This window comes from Cereibacter sp. Soil_C_27, from assembly GCF_057657095.1.
Genome location: NZ_JBDGJD010000001.1, coordinates 707,616 through 721,041 on the forward strand (window position 1 = coordinate 707,616; position 13,426 = coordinate 721,041).

Below are 13,426 nucleotides of genomic sequence, written 5' to 3' on the forward strand. Positions count from 1 at the left end.
GCATGACCGCCTCTGCCCAGACGCAGAGCCAGCCGCGGGTGGTGCTTACCGCCCGCGGCCTCGGCAAGACCTTCGGCGGCTTCGCGGCCGTCAGCAACGTCAACCTCGATGTGCATCATGCCCAGATCCACGCGCTGATCGGGCCGAACGGCGCGGGCAAGACCACGGTCTTCAACCTGCTGACCAAGTTCCTGCAGCCGACGACCGGCAAGATCACCCTGCTGGGGACCGACATCACCCATACCAAGCCCGACAAGGTGGCGCGGATGGGGATGGTGCGGTCGTTCCAGATCTCGGCCGTCTTTCCGCATCTGACGGTGCTGGAGAACGTGAAGGTGGCGCTGCAGCGGCCGGCGGGGCTCGCCGTGCAGTTCTGGCTGCCGCTGTCCTCGCTCGACCGGCTCGACGCGCGGGCCGAAACGCTGATCGAGGACCTGGGGCTGACGCAATACCGTGACACCCGCGCTGCCGACCTGTCCTACGGCCGCAAGCGCGTGCTGGAGATCGCGACCACACTGGCACTCGATCCCGAAGTGCTGCTCCTGGACGAGCCGATGGCCGGGATGGGGCAGGAGGACGTGCGCATGGTGGCCGACATCATCCGCGACGTCGCCCGAACCCGCGCCGTGCTGATGGTGGAACACAACCTCAGCGTCGTCGCCGACATCTGCCACCACGTCACCGTCCTGCAGCGCGGCGAGATCATCGCCGAAGGCGATTACGCCAGCGTCAGTCAGGACCACCGGGTGCGCACCGCCTATATGGGAACGGAGGACTAGATGGCCCCGCTTCTGAACGTGGCCGGGCTTCAGGCCTGGTATGGGGAAAGCCATGTGCTGCATGGCGTGGATCTGCATGTCAACGAAGGCGAGATGATCTGCATTCTCGGCCGCAACGGCATGGGCAAGACCACGACGCTGCGCAGCATCATGGGCATCCTGCGCAAGCGGACGGGGCAGATCAGCTTCGCCGGGCAGGACATGATGAACGTGCCCTTGCACAAGACGGCGAAGGCGGGTCTCGGTTTCGTGCCGGAAGAGCGGGGGATCTTCGCCACGCTGACGGTGGAGGAGAACCTGATGCTGCCGCCGGTGGTCGCGCCGGGTGGCATGACGGTGCGCGAGATCTACACGCTGTTCCCGAACCTCGAGGAGCGCCGCTCCAGCCCCGGCACCAAGCTGTCGGGCGGCGAGCAGCAGATGCTGGCCATGGCGCGCATCCTGCGCACCGGGGCAAAGTGCCTCTTGCTCGACGAGCCGACCGAGGGGCTGGCCCCGGTCATCATCCAGCGGATCGGCGAGGTGCTGGTGGAGCTGAAGAAGCGCGGCATGACCGTGGTGCTGGTGGAGCAGAACTTCCGCTTCGCCTCCAAGGTCGCCGACCGCTTCTACCTGATGGACCACGGCGAGATGGTCGCGGAGTTCCCGGTGGGCGAGCTGCCGCAGCGGATGGACATGCTCAACACGGTTCTGGGGGTCTGACATGACGATGATATTCGGCATCCCCGTCCAGGCGCTGATGGGGCAACTGCTGGTCGGCCTGATCAACGGGTCGTTCTATGCGCTGCTGTCGCTCGGCCTCGCGGTGATCTTCGGTCTGCTGCGGGTCATCAACTTCGCCCACGGCGCGCAATACATGCTGGGCGCCTTCGTGGCGCTGCTGCTGGCGACCCATGGCGGCATCGGCTACTGGCCGGCGCTGATCCTCGCCCCGCTGATCGTCGGCCTCTTCGGCGCGGTGATCGAGCGGACGATGCTGTCGCGGCTCTACAAGCTCGATCCGCTCTACGGGCTTCTCTTCACCTTCGGCCTCGCGCTGACCATTGAGGGCACCTTCCGCTACTTCTTCGGCGCCTCGGGCTCGCCTTATGCCGCACCGCCCTCGCTGGGCGGCGGGATGAACCTCGGCTTCATGTTCCTGCCGGTCTATCGCGGCTGGGTGGTCGTGGCCTCGCTGGCGGTCTGCCTCGGCATCTGGCTCTTGATCGAGAAGACGAAGCTCGGCGCCTATCTGCGGGCGGCGACGGAGAACCCGACGCTGGTGCAGAGCTTCGGCGTGAACGTGCCTTTGCTGCTGACGCTGACCTACGGGCTCGGGGCGGCGCTGGCGGGTTTTGCCGGGGTGCTGGCGGCGCCGGTCTATCAGGTCTCGCCGCTGATGGGATCGAACCTGATCATCATCGTCTTCGCGGTGGTCGTCGTCGGCGGCATGGGCTCGATCCTCGGGGCTATCGTCACCGGTTATCTTCTGGGGATCGCCGAGGGGCTGACCAAGGTCTTCTACCCCGAAGCCTCCAACATCGTGATCTTCGTCATCATGGCGATCGTTCTCATCCTGCGCCCGGCGGGTCTGTTCGGAAAGGATGTCTGAGATGGCGCATAGTCACACAAACACCGAGGCACGGGTCGCGCATCCGAAGGCCTCCGCGCTGAAGACCGGCCTCCTGCTGATCCTGCTGGCCCTGCTGCTGGCAGCGCCGTTCTTCCTCTACCCGATCTTCCTGATGAAGCTCCTGTGCTTCGCGCTCTTCGCGGCGGCCTTCAACCTGCTCCTCGGCTACACCGGCCTTCTGTCCTTCGGCCACGCGGCCTTCTTCGGCGGCGCGGCCTATTTCACCGGCCATGCGGTGAAGGTCTGGGGCTTCCCGCCGGAGCTCGGCATCCTCTTGGGGATGGCAGGCGCCGCCGTGCTGGGTCTCGTCATGGGGCTGATCGCCATCCGGCGGCAGGGGATCTACTTCGCCATGATCACGCTGGCGCTGAGCCAGATGTTCTTCTTCTTCTGCGTGCAGTCCAGCTTCACCCATGGCGAGGACGGGCTGCAATCGATCCCGCGCGGGCATCTCTTCGGCTTCATCAACCTCTCCGACACCACCAACATGTATTTCTTCGTGCTGGCGGTGTTCCTGATCGGCATGGCGCTGATCTGGCGCATCGTGAACTCGCCTTTCGGCATGATCCTGAAGTCGATCCGCGAGAACGAGAACCGGGCGATCTCGCTCGGCTATTCGGTGGCGCGCTACAAGCTGGCGGCCTTCGTCATGTCGGCGACGCTCACCGGCATGGCGGGTGGGCTGAAGGCGCTGGTGTTCCAGTTCGCCACGCTGACCGACGTGACCTGGCAGATGTCGGGCGAGGTGATCCTGATGACGCTCTTGGGCGGCATCGGCACGCTGATCGGCCCGGTCTTCGGCGCGGGCATCGTGGTGACGCTGCAAAACTATCTCGCCACCTCGGACTTCCCGGTGACGATCATCACCGGCGTGGTGTTCATGGCCTGCGTGCTCCTGTTCCGCCGCGGTCTGGTGGGCGAGTTCTACGCCTCGCGCATCGGCCGCTCGCTGGGCTTCAATCCGGAGAAATGAGCATGGACAGCTACGACTACATCGTGATCGGCGCGGGCAGCGCCGGTTGCGTGCTGGCCAACCGGCTTTCGGCCGACCCGAAGACCCGCGTCCTGCTCTTGGAGGCGGGGGGCAGCGACAACTACCATTGGGTGCATATCCCGGTCGGCTATCTCTACTGCATCAACAACCCGCGCACCGACTGGTGCTTCACCACCGCGCCCGAGCCGGGGCTGAACGGGCGGGTGCTGAACTATCCACGCGGCAAGGTGCTGGGCGGCTGTTCCTCGATCAACGGCATGATCTACATGCGCGGCCAGTCGCGCGACTACGACCAGTGGCGGCAGCTGGGCTGCACCGGCTGGGGCTGGGACGACGTGGTGCCGGTGTTCCGCCGCCAGCTCGACCATTACCGCGGCGTGGGCGAGCATCACGGCACCGGCGGCGAATGGCGGGTGGAGAAGGCGCGCATCCGCTGGGCGGTGCTCGACGCCTTCCTCGAGGCGGCGGAGCAGGCGGGCATCCCGCGGGTCGAGGATTTCAATACCGGCGACAACGAGGGCGGTGGTTATTTCGACGTGAACCAGCGCTCGGGCATCCGCTGGAACACCTCGAAGGCCTTCCTGCGCCCGGCGATGAAGCGGCCGAACCTGCGGGTGCTGACCCATGCGCAGGTGCAGCGGCTGGTGGTCGAGGACGGCGAGGTGACCGGCGTCAGCTTCCGCCACGGCGGCGAATTGAAAGAGGCCCGCGCCACCCGCGAGACGGTGCTGAGCGCCGGCGCGATCGGCTCGCCGCATATCCTTGAGCTGTCGGGCATCGGGCGCGGCGATGTGCTGTCTGCCGCGGGCATCGCGCCGGTCAAGGAGGTGGCCGGGGTGGGCGAGAACCTGCAGGACCATCTGCAGCTGCGGCTGGTCTACAAGGTGCATGGCGTGCCGACGCTGAACGAGAAGGCCTCGAGCCTGTTCGGCAAGGCCAGCATCGGCGCGGAATATCTTCTGTCGCGCAAGGGGCCGATGTCGATGGCGCCCAGTCAGGTCGGCATCTTCACCCGCTCGGGGCCCGAGAAGGAGACGGCGGATCTGGAGTATCACGTCCAGCCGGTCTCGCTCGACAAGTTCGGCGACAAGGTGCACCCGTTCCCGGCGATGACTGCCTCGGTCTGCAACCTGCGCCCCGACAGCCGCGGCTCGGTGCATCTGACCAGCGCCGATCCGATGCAGCAGCCCGCCATCGCGCCGAACTACCTTTCGACCGAGAGCGACCGCGAGGTGGCGGTGCGCTCGATCCGGCTGACGCGCGAGATCGCGGCGCAGCCCGCCTTCGCCCGCTTCCGCCCCGAGGAATACCGCCCCGGCGCCGCCCTGCAGAGCCGCGAGGATCTGGTGCGGGCGGCGGGCGAGATCGGCACGACGATCTTCCACCCCGTCGGCACCTGCCGCATGGGCGCGGACGAGGCCAGCGTCGTGGACCCACGGCTGCGCTTCCGCGCGCTGGGGCGGCTCCGGATCGCGGATGCCTCGATCATGCCGACGATCACCTCGGGCAACACCAACTCGCCCACGGTGATGATCGCCGAGAAGGCGGCGGAGATGATCCTGGCCGATGCGAAGGCGCTGACCTGAGACTTCCCCTCCGGGGGGCGGAGGGGTATGGTCCGCGCTCGTTTCCCCAGTGACCGGACCCTCCATGACTGACGCCCTTCGCCGGATTCCCGCCCTCATCGCTACTGAGATCGCCGCCCGCCCCGATCAGGTGGCCGCCGCCATCGACCTGCTCGACGGCGGGGCCACGGTGCCCTTCGTCGCGCGCTACCGCAAGGAGGCGACCGGGGGGCTGGACGACACGCAGCTGCGCACGCTCTCGGAGCGGCTGGCCTATCTGCGCGAGCTGGAAGCGCGGCGGGTGGCGATCCTCGGCTCGATCCGCGATCAGGGCAAGCTGACGCCGGAGCTGGAAGCCTCGATCGCCAAGGTGGTGACCAAGGCCGAGCTCGAGGACATCTACCTGCCCTACAAGGTGAAGCGCCGGACCAAGGCGATGATCGCCCGCGAGAACGGGCTGGGCCCGCTGGCCGAGGCGATTCTGGCCGACCGCAGTCAGGCGCCCGCCGAGCTGGCGGCAGGTTTCGTCACCGAGGCGGTGTCGGATGTGAAGGCGGCGCTGGAGGGCGCGCGCGACATCGTGGCGGAGGGGCTGGCCGAGAACGCCGATCTGCTCGGGCGGCTGCGTAGCCACATGAAATCGGTCGGCCGGGTCGCCGCGAAGGTGGTGGAGGGCAAGGAGGCCGAGGGCGCCAAGTTCTCCGATTATTTCGCCCATTCCGAGGACTGGTCGAAGGCGGCGGGCCACCGGGTGCTCGCCATGCTGCGCGGGCGGAACGAGGGGTTCCTGACGCTCGATCTGGAGGTGGATGCCGACGCGGCGCGGGGCGACAGCCCGGCGGAGCGGATGGCGGGGGCGGCGCTGCAGGCGGGCGGCAAGGGGCCGGGCGACCAGTGGCTGCGCGAGGCGGCAAGCTGGGCCTGGCGGGTGAAGCTGCGCACCTCGCTGACGCTCGACCTGATGGGCGAGCTGCGCGAGCGGGCCGAGGCCGAGGCGATCCAGGTCTTCGCGCGCAACCTCAAGGACCTGCTGCTGGCGGCGCCCGCGGGCGGCAAGGCGACCATGGGCATCGACCCAGGCATCCGCACCGGCTGCAAGATCGCGGTGGTGGATGGCACGGGCAAACTGCTCGCCACCTCGACCATCTACCCGTTCCAGCCCAAGAACGACCTGCGCGGCGCGCAGGTGGAGATGGCGCAGCTGATCCGCAAGCATGGCGTGGCGCTGATCGCCATCGGCAACGGCACCGCCAGCCGCGAGACGGAAAAGATGGTCTCCGACATGCTGGCCGTGCTGCCGGGCGACGCGCCGAAGCCGGTGAAGGTCATCGTCTCGGAGGCGGGGGCCTCGGTCTATTCCGCGAGCCAGCTGGCGGCGACCGAGTTCCCGACCCTCGACGTCTCGCTGCGCGGCGCGGTCTCCATCGCCCGCCGCCTGCAGGACCCGCTGGCCGAGCTGGTGAAGATCGAGCCGAAGTCGATCGGCGTCGGCCAGTATCAGCATGACGTGGACCAGCACCGCCTCGGTCGTTCGCTGGAGGCGGTGGTGGAGGATGCGGTGAACGCGGTGGGGGTGGATCTCAACACCGCCTCGGCGCCGCTGCTGGCGCGGGTCTCGGGCGTCGGCCCGACGCTGGCCGAGGCCATCGTGGCGCATCGCGACGCCAACGGCCCCTTCGCCAAGCGCCGCGATCTCCTGAAAGTCGCGCGGCTTGGCCCGCGCGCCTTCGAGCAGGCGGCGGGCTTCCTGCGCATCCCGGATGGCAAGGAGCCGCTCGACGCCTCCTCGGTCCACCCCGAGGCCTATGACGTGGCGCGGCGGATCGTGGCGGCCTGCGGCCGCGACCTGCGCAGCCTGACCGCCGAGCCCTCGCGGCTGCGGGCGCTGGACCCCTCGGACTTCACCGACGAGCGCTTCGGCCTGCCGACGGTGAGGGACATTCTGGCGGAGCTGGAAAAGCCGGGCCGCGACCCGCGCCCCTCGTTCAAGACCGCGACCTTCACCGACGGGGTGGAGGACATCAAGGATCTGAAGCCGGGGATGATGCTGGAAGGCACGGTGACCAATGTCGCGGCCTTCGGTGCCTTCGTCGACATTGGCGTGCATCAGGACGGGCTGGTGCACGTGAGCCAGCTGGCCGACCGCTTCGTGAAGGACCCGCATGAGGTGGTGAAGGCCGGCGATGTGGTGAAGGTGCGGGTGGTCGAGGTCGATGTGGCCCGCAAGCGTATCGGCCTGACCATGAAGAAGGACAGTGCCGAGGCGCGCGAGGCGGTGGCCGAACGCGGGCCGCGCGGACCGGCGCCGCAGCGGGGGGCGAAGCCCCTGCCGAAATCCGCGGCGCCGCAGGGCGCGTCTTCGGGCAATGCCTTCAGCGATGCGCTGCGCGGGGCCTTCAAGCGCGACTGACCGGCGGCGGGACGGAAAATCCTTCAGAAGGATTTTCCCAAGACTTTTCTGAAAGTCTTGGGGGCAGGAGGCCCGAGGTCTCGCTGCCCCGATCGCGGTCAGGTCGCGCTGCCGCCCACGGTCAGCCCGCCGATCAGCAGCGTCGGCTGGCCCACGCCCACCGGCACCCATTGGCCCTGCTTGCCGCAATTGCCGATGCCCGGGTCGAGCGCCATGTCGTTGCCGATCGCCCGGATCTGCTTTAGCGCCGTCGCGCCGTCGCCGATCAGCGTGGCGCCCTTCACCGGGGCGCCGATCTTGCCGTTCTGCACCCGGTAGGCCTCGGTGCAGGAGAAGACGAACTTGCCGTTGGTGATGTCGACCTGACCGCCGCCGAAGCCCACCGCATAGATCCCGTCCTTCAGCGAGGCGACGATCTCCGAGGGCTCGGCATCGCCGCCCAGCATGTAGGTATTGGTCATCCGCGGCATCGGGATATGCGCATAGCTCTCGCGTCGCCCGTTGCCGGTGGGCTTCACCCCCATCAGCCGGGCGTTCTGCCTGTCCTGCATGTAGCCGACGAGGATGCCATCCTCGATCAGCACGTTCTTGCCCGAGGGCGTACCCTCGTCATCGACCGAGATCGAGCCGCGGCGGTCGGGGATCGTGCCGTCGTCGAGCACGGTGACGCCGCGCGCCGCGATCTGCTGGCCCATCAGCCCGGCGAAGGCCGAGGTCTGCTTGCGGTTGAAGTCGCCCTCGAGCCCGTGGCCGATGGCCTCGTGCAACAGGATGCCCGGCCAGCCGGCGCCCAGCACCACATCCATCGTCCCGGCCGGGGCAGGGACTGCCTCGAGGTTCACCAGCGCGATGCGCAAGGCCTCGCGGGCGACGCCCTGCCAATGCGAAGGCTCCATCAGCCGGGCGAGACCGTAGCGCCCGCCGCCGCCCATGCCGCCGGACTCGCGCCGCCCGTTCTGCTCGACGATGACCGAGATGTTCAGCCGTGCCATCGGGCGCACGTCGCTGAGCCGCAGCCCCTCGGGGCGCAGGATCTCCACCTGCTGCAGCCCGGCCGCGATGGTGGCCGAGACCTGGATCACCCGCGGGTCGAGCGCGCGGGCATAGGCGTCGATCTCGCGCAGGAGGTCGATCTTGGTGGCAAAAGCCGCGTCCGCGATCGGATCGGCATCGGTGTAGAGCCGCTGGTTGGTGCCCGAGGGCGCATCGGCCAGCGTGCCACCGCCATCGCCCACCGCGAGCCGCGCCGTTTCGGAGGCCCGGCGCAGCGCCCGCTCCGAGATTTCGGTGGAATGGGCGTAGCCTGCCACCTCCCCCTTCACCGCGCGCAGGCCGAAGCCCTCGGCCGCGTCATAGCTGGCCGTCTTCACCCGGCCGTCGTCGAGCACCAGCGCCTCGGAGTGGCGCCGTTCGAGGAAGAGCTCGCCATCCTCGGCCCCCGCCGTCGCCGCCCGCAGCACCGAGAGGGCGGTCGCCTCGTCAAGATGGGTCTCGAAGGGGCGGAAGGGGCTGTCTGTCATGGGGCGATGTCCTTGATATGGATCAATTGCGCCTGAATGACGCACTGTTCTGCTTGTCGATCTCGCTCTAATATGGTTTCACAGTTTCCAGAAACAACGGGATTCTGCCCGAGCGCCGGGCAGTCGGACAAGCGGCACGAAAGCTGCGTCTTCGTACGGGAATTGGACATGCGGATATTCACCTTCTTCTCCGGCCTTGCCCTCTCGGCGGCTGCCCTCATGTCTGGCGGCGCTGCCTGGGCGCAGCAGACGCTGGAGATCGTGGGGCGTCCGGTGGATGGCGAGATGGGCTTCCAGCCTGCCGCCACCCGGCTGGCCGCGGATATCCACGGGCTGGACAACTTCCTGCTGATCATCATCACGATCATCACCATCTTCGTGACCGCCCTGCTGCTCTATTCGGCCTGGCGCTTCCACGAGAAGAAGAACCTGATCCCGGCGAAGTTCACCCACAACTCGCCGCTCGAGATCGCCTGGACGGTGGTTCCGATCGTGATCCTCGTGGTCATCGGCGCCTACTCGCTGCCGGTGCTGTTCCGCCAGCAGGAGATCCCGACTGCCGACGTCACCATCAAGGCGACCGGCTACCAGTGGTACTGGGGCTACGAATATGTCGACGAGCAGACCGCCGACGGCGAGACGCTGGCCTTCGACAGCAACATGATCGGCGCTCCGGCGACGGGCGGCGACAACCGCATGACCCCCGAGGTCGAGCAGCAGCTGATCGCGGCGGGCTACACCCGTGACGAATTCCTGCTGGCCACCGACACCGCCGTCGTCGTGCCGGTCGGCAAGACCATCGTGGTTCAGGTCACCGGCGCCGACGTGATCCACTCCTGGACGATCCCGGCCTTCGGCGTGAAGCAGGATGGCGTCCCGGGTCGTCTGGCGGAACTGTGGTTCAGCGCCGACCGCGAAGGCATCTACTTCGGCCAGTGCTCGGAACTCTGCGGTCAGGCGCATGCCTACATGCCGATCACCGTGAAGGTCGTGTCGGAAGCCGCCTATGCCCAGTGGCTGGAGCAGGCCAAGGGCGGCAACGTCGAGCTGTCGGCCCTGCCGGCGGACACGAAACTGTCGGCTCTGCCGACGGCCACCCCGGTGGTCGAATAAGGACACGGGCCTTCAGGAACATCCGGGCCGCCCTGCTGTTGCAGGCGTGCCCGGCCTGTTGCGCTTCACGAGGAGACTGAGTGCATGACCGACTTCAACGCCATCGAACAGCCGAACGAGGCGGGCTTTGGCGATTACGTCGCCCTGCTGAAGCCGCGGGTGATGTCGCTTGTCGTGTTCACGGCGCTTGTGGGCATTCTCGTGGCGCCGGTCTCGGTGCATCCGGTGGTCGCGGTGGCGGGCATCCTGTTCATCGCGCTCGGGGCAGGGGCCTCCGGCGCACTGAACATGTGGTGGGACGCCGATATCGACGCGGTGATGCGGCGCACCCGCAAACGCCCGATCCCCTCGGGCCGCGTCCAGCCCGGCGAGGCGCTCGGCCTCGGTCTGGCGCTCTCGGGCATCGCGGTGGTGATGCTGGGGCTCGCCTCGAACCTGCTGGCAGCGGGGCTTCTGGCCTTCACCATCTTCTTCTACGCGGTCGTCTATTCGATGTGGCTGAAGCGCTCGACGCCGCAGAACATCGTCATCGGCGGTGCTGCGGGTGCCTTCCCTCCGATGATCGGCTGGGCCGTGGCGACCGGCAGCGTCTCGATCGAATCCGCCTTCATGTTCGCGCTGATCTTCATGTGGACCCCGCCGCATTTCTGGGCGCTGGCGCTGTTCATGAAGGAAGACTATTCCAACGCCGGCGTGCCGATGCTGACCGTGACCCATGGCCGCAAGTCGACCCGCAAGCATGTGCTGGTCTACACGCTGCTCTTGGCGCCGGTCGCCGTCGGTGGCGCCTTCACCGGGGTCGGCGGGCCGATCTATCTGGCGACGGCGCTGGTGCTGAACGCGATCTTCCTCTGGGGCGCATGGCGGATCTGGCGGCGGGATGAGGTTCAGGCCGAGGCCGACGCCTATCTCGTCGAGAAGAAGGTGTTCCGCTTCTCGCTCTACTACCTCTTCCTGCATTTCGGGGCGATCCTCGCCGAGGCGGCCCTGAAGCCCTACGGTCTTGGAGGCTGGTGACATGGCATTTCCCCCGCAGCATGAAATCTACAAGCGTCGGCTGTCGCGCAATGTCGGGCTGGGCCTGACGCTGGTGGCCTTCATCGTTCTGGTCTTCGGGCTGACGGTGGTGAAGGTGACCCAGGTCGGGCAGGTGCAGGGCTTCGACCATGTCGTGCGCCCCGAACTGGTGCCGCCGCAGGAGGCCGCGCAATGAGCCTTTCGCCGCAGAAGAAGACCGCTGCGCAGCTGGCCGGTGTCGCCGTCGTCATGCTGTCGCTCTCCTTCGCCGCCGTGCCGTTCTACGACTGGTTCTGCCGGGTCACGGGCTATGCCGGCACCACCGCCGTCGCCGCCGAGGCTTCGGAGACCGTGCTGGACAAGACCATCACCATCCGCTTCGACGGCTCGCGCGAGGCGGGGATGCCGTGGGAGTTCAAGCCCGTCGTCCGCGAGATGGAGCTGAAGATCGGCGAGACAGGGCTCGCGTTCTACGAGGCCTACAACCCGACCGACCGCGTCGTGGCGGGCACGGCCAGCTACAACGTCACGCCGGATCAGGCCGGGGGGTTCTTCACCAAGATCGACTGCTTCTGCTTCCAGCAGCAGGTGCTCCAGCCCGGCGAGCGGGTGCAGATGCCGGTGACCTTCTATGTCGATCCCGAGATCGTCGACGATCGCGAGGCGAAATACGTCAAGCACATCACGCTGTCCTACACTTTCCATGAAACCGAGCTGCCCGCCGAACAGGCGGCGCTCGCCACGACCCCTGCCACCGACGTGAACTGAAACCGGCATCGCCGGACAGCCGGACGACCACAGGCCCAAACACCGCCAAGAACCGAGGGAACGGACCATGGCCCACGCCAAGAACCACGACTACCACATCCTGCCGCCTTCGATCTGGCCGTTCCTCGGCGCAGTCGGGGCTTTCATCATGTTCTACGGCGCGGTGCTGTGGATGCATGGCTCCGGGCCGTGGATGGGGCTCATCGGCTTCGCGCTGGTGCTCTACGTCATGTTCGCCTGGTGGTCGGATGTGATCACCGAAAGCCTCGTCGGCGATCATACCCCTGTGGTGCGGATCGGCCTGCGCTACGGCTTCATCATGTTCATCATGTCTGAAGTGATGTTCTTCGCGGCCTGGTTCTGGAGCTTCTTCAAGCACGCGCTCTACCCGATGGGTCCGGACAGCCCGCGCATCGACGGCGTCTTCCCCCCGGAAGGCATCGCCACCTTCGACCCGTGGCACCTGCCGCTGATCAACACGCTGATCCTGCTCTGCTCGGGCGCCGCCGCGACCTGGGCGCACCATGCGCTGGTGCACGAGAACAACCGCAAGGATCTGAAGCACGGGCTGATGCTGGCCATCGGCCTCGGCGTGATCTTCACCTTCTTCCAGGCCTATGAATACAGCCACGCCGCCTTCGGCTTCGCCGGCAACATCTATGGCGCGAACTTCTTCATGGCGACCGGCTTCCACGGCTTCCACGTCGTGATCGGCACCATCTTCCTCGCCGTCTGCCTGATCCGCGTCTACAAGGGCCACTTCACCCAGGAAAAGCACATCGGCTTCGAGGCTGCTGCCTGGTACTGGCACTTCGTCGACGTGGTCTGGCTGTTCCTCTTCGCCTCGATCTACGTCTGGGGTCAGTAAGACCGAACCGTGACCTGCCGGTCGGGCTGGACCGGCAGGGCTCAGGGTATTATCAAGCGCGGGCCAGATCTGGCGCGCGCTTTTTCTTTGATGGAATTTCCCATGAACCGCCGTTTCCTCCTTCCCCTGCTGTTCGGCCTGATCGGCGCGGCGATTCTCGTCTCGCTCGGGCTCTGGCAGGTGCAGAGGCTGCAATGGAAGGAAGCGATCCTCGCCGATATCGAGGCCCGGATCGGCGCGGCGCCGGTGGCGCTGCCCAACCCGCTCGACCCCGAGCGCGATCGCTTCCTGCCGGTGACGGTGAAGGGGGAGTTTACCACGGCCCATATCGACGTGCTGACCTCGCGCAAGGAGATCGGCGCGGGCTACCGGGTGGTGCAGGCCTTCGTCACCGAGACCGGGCGACGGATCATGGTGGACCGCGGGTTCCTGCCGCAGGAGATGCGCGGCCTGCCGCGCGAGGCCCTCGCCGCCGAGATCATCGGCAACCTGCACTGGCCCGCCGAGGTCGACAGCTTCACCCCCGCGCCCGATCCGAAAAGCGGCCTCTGGTTCGCCCGCGACGTGCCCGCCATGGCCGAGGCGCTGGAGACAGAGCCGGTGCTGGTCGTTGCCCGCAGCCCGACGGGAGATGGCATCGACCCGCTGCCGGTGGACAGTGCGGGCATCCCGAACGACCACCTCGGCTATGCGGTGACGTGGTTTTCGCTGGCATTCGGCTGGGTGGGGATGACACTGCTATTCCTGTGGCGTATCAGGCGTCGGACATAACGAAGGCAA

Annotated in this window: 13 protein-coding genes; 12 read left to right on the top strand and 1 reads right to left on the bottom strand. The window is 67.2% G+C overall.

The window, feature by feature from the left end:
• The first annotated feature begins 2 nt into the window (after nucleotides 1-2).
• The 6 genes from AC3A5Z_RS03560 (at nucleotide 3) to AC3A5Z_RS03585 (ending at nucleotide 7,360) form a co-directional block, all read left to right on the top strand.
• Nucleotides 3-779 (top strand): ABC transporter ATP-binding protein, encoded by a 777-nt coding sequence (locus AC3A5Z_RS03560; protein ID WP_487518008.1) that lies wholly within the window; start codon nucleotides 3-5, stop codon nucleotides 777-779.
• Complete coding sequence (locus AC3A5Z_RS03565) at nucleotides 780-1,481, top strand: ABC transporter ATP-binding protein (RefSeq protein WP_107663761.1); 702 nt, start codon at nucleotides 780-782, stop codon at nucleotides 1,479-1,481. It begins immediately after the preceding gene.
• Between the two features lies 1 nt (nucleotide 1,482).
• A complete protein-coding gene (locus AC3A5Z_RS03570; protein ID WP_136791164.1) occupies nucleotides 1,483-2,370 on the top strand; it encodes a branched-chain amino acid ABC transporter permease in 888 nt (295 codons plus the stop codon).
• Between the two features lies 1 nt (nucleotide 2,371).
• Nucleotides 2,372-3,364, top strand: coding sequence for a branched-chain amino acid ABC transporter permease (locus AC3A5Z_RS03575; RefSeq protein ID WP_487518009.1), 993 nt, complete (start codon nucleotides 2,372-2,374; stop codon nucleotides 3,362-3,364).
• Between the two features lie 2 nt (nucleotides 3,365-3,366).
• Nucleotides 3,367-4,971: a GMC family oxidoreductase gene (locus tag AC3A5Z_RS03580; RefSeq protein WP_487518010.1), complete on the top strand. Its 1,605-nt coding sequence runs from the start codon at nucleotides 3,367-3,369 to the stop codon at nucleotides 4,969-4,971.
• 64 nt (nucleotides 4,972-5,035) lie between these two features.
• A complete protein-coding gene (locus tag AC3A5Z_RS03585; protein ID WP_487518011.1) occupies nucleotides 5,036-7,360 on the top strand; it encodes a Tex family protein in 2,325 nt (774 codons plus the stop codon).
• Nucleotides 7,361-7,458: 98 nt separating this feature from the next.
• On the opposite strand, the gene tldD is transcribed toward AC3A5Z_RS03585, so the two are convergent.
• On the bottom strand, nucleotides 7,459-8,880 hold the full coding sequence (gene tldD, locus AC3A5Z_RS03590) for a metalloprotease TldD (protein ID WP_487518012.1): 1,422 nt from the start codon (nucleotides 8,878-8,880) through the stop codon (nucleotides 7,459-7,461).
• A gap of 168 nt (nucleotides 8,881-9,048) precedes the next feature.
• On the opposite strand from tldD, the gene coxB reads away from it, so the two are divergent.
• The 6 genes from coxB to AC3A5Z_RS03620 all read left to right on the top strand — a co-directional run bounded on the left by coxB (nucleotide 9,049) and on the right by AC3A5Z_RS03620 (nucleotide 13,417).
• Nucleotides 9,049-9,993: a cytochrome c oxidase subunit II gene (gene coxB, locus AC3A5Z_RS03595; RefSeq protein ID WP_487518013.1), complete on the top strand. Its 945-nt coding sequence runs from the start codon at nucleotides 9,049-9,051 to the stop codon at nucleotides 9,991-9,993.
• Between the two features lie 84 nt (nucleotides 9,994-10,077).
• Nucleotides 10,078-11,010: a heme o synthase gene (cyoE, locus tag AC3A5Z_RS03600; RefSeq protein ID WP_487518014.1), complete on the top strand. Its 933-nt coding sequence runs from the start codon at nucleotides 10,078-10,080 to the stop codon at nucleotides 11,008-11,010.
• Nucleotide 11,011: 1 nt separating this feature from the next.
• The gene (locus AC3A5Z_RS03605; RefSeq protein ID WP_487518015.1) at nucleotides 11,012-11,206 is read left to right on the top strand and encodes a hypothetical protein; all 195 of its coding nucleotides are present in this window, start codon (nucleotides 11,012-11,014) and stop codon (nucleotides 11,204-11,206) included.
• On the top strand, nucleotides 11,203-11,778 hold the full coding sequence (locus tag AC3A5Z_RS03610) for a cytochrome c oxidase assembly protein (protein WP_487518016.1): 576 nt from the start codon (nucleotides 11,203-11,205) through the stop codon (nucleotides 11,776-11,778). The genes AC3A5Z_RS03605 and AC3A5Z_RS03610 overlap by 4 nt, the downstream gene beginning before the upstream one ends.
• 67 nt (nucleotides 11,779-11,845) lie before the next feature.
• Nucleotides 11,846-12,646 (top strand): cytochrome c oxidase subunit 3, encoded by an 801-nt coding sequence (locus AC3A5Z_RS03615; RefSeq protein WP_487518017.1) that lies wholly within the window; start codon nucleotides 11,846-11,848, stop codon nucleotides 12,644-12,646.
• A 102-nt stretch (nucleotides 12,647-12,748) separates the two neighbouring features.
• Nucleotides 12,749-13,417, top strand: coding sequence for an SURF1 family protein (locus AC3A5Z_RS03620; protein ID WP_487518018.1), 669 nt, complete (start codon nucleotides 12,749-12,751; stop codon nucleotides 13,415-13,417).
• The last annotated feature ends 9 nt before the right edge of the window (nucleotides 13,418-13,426 follow it).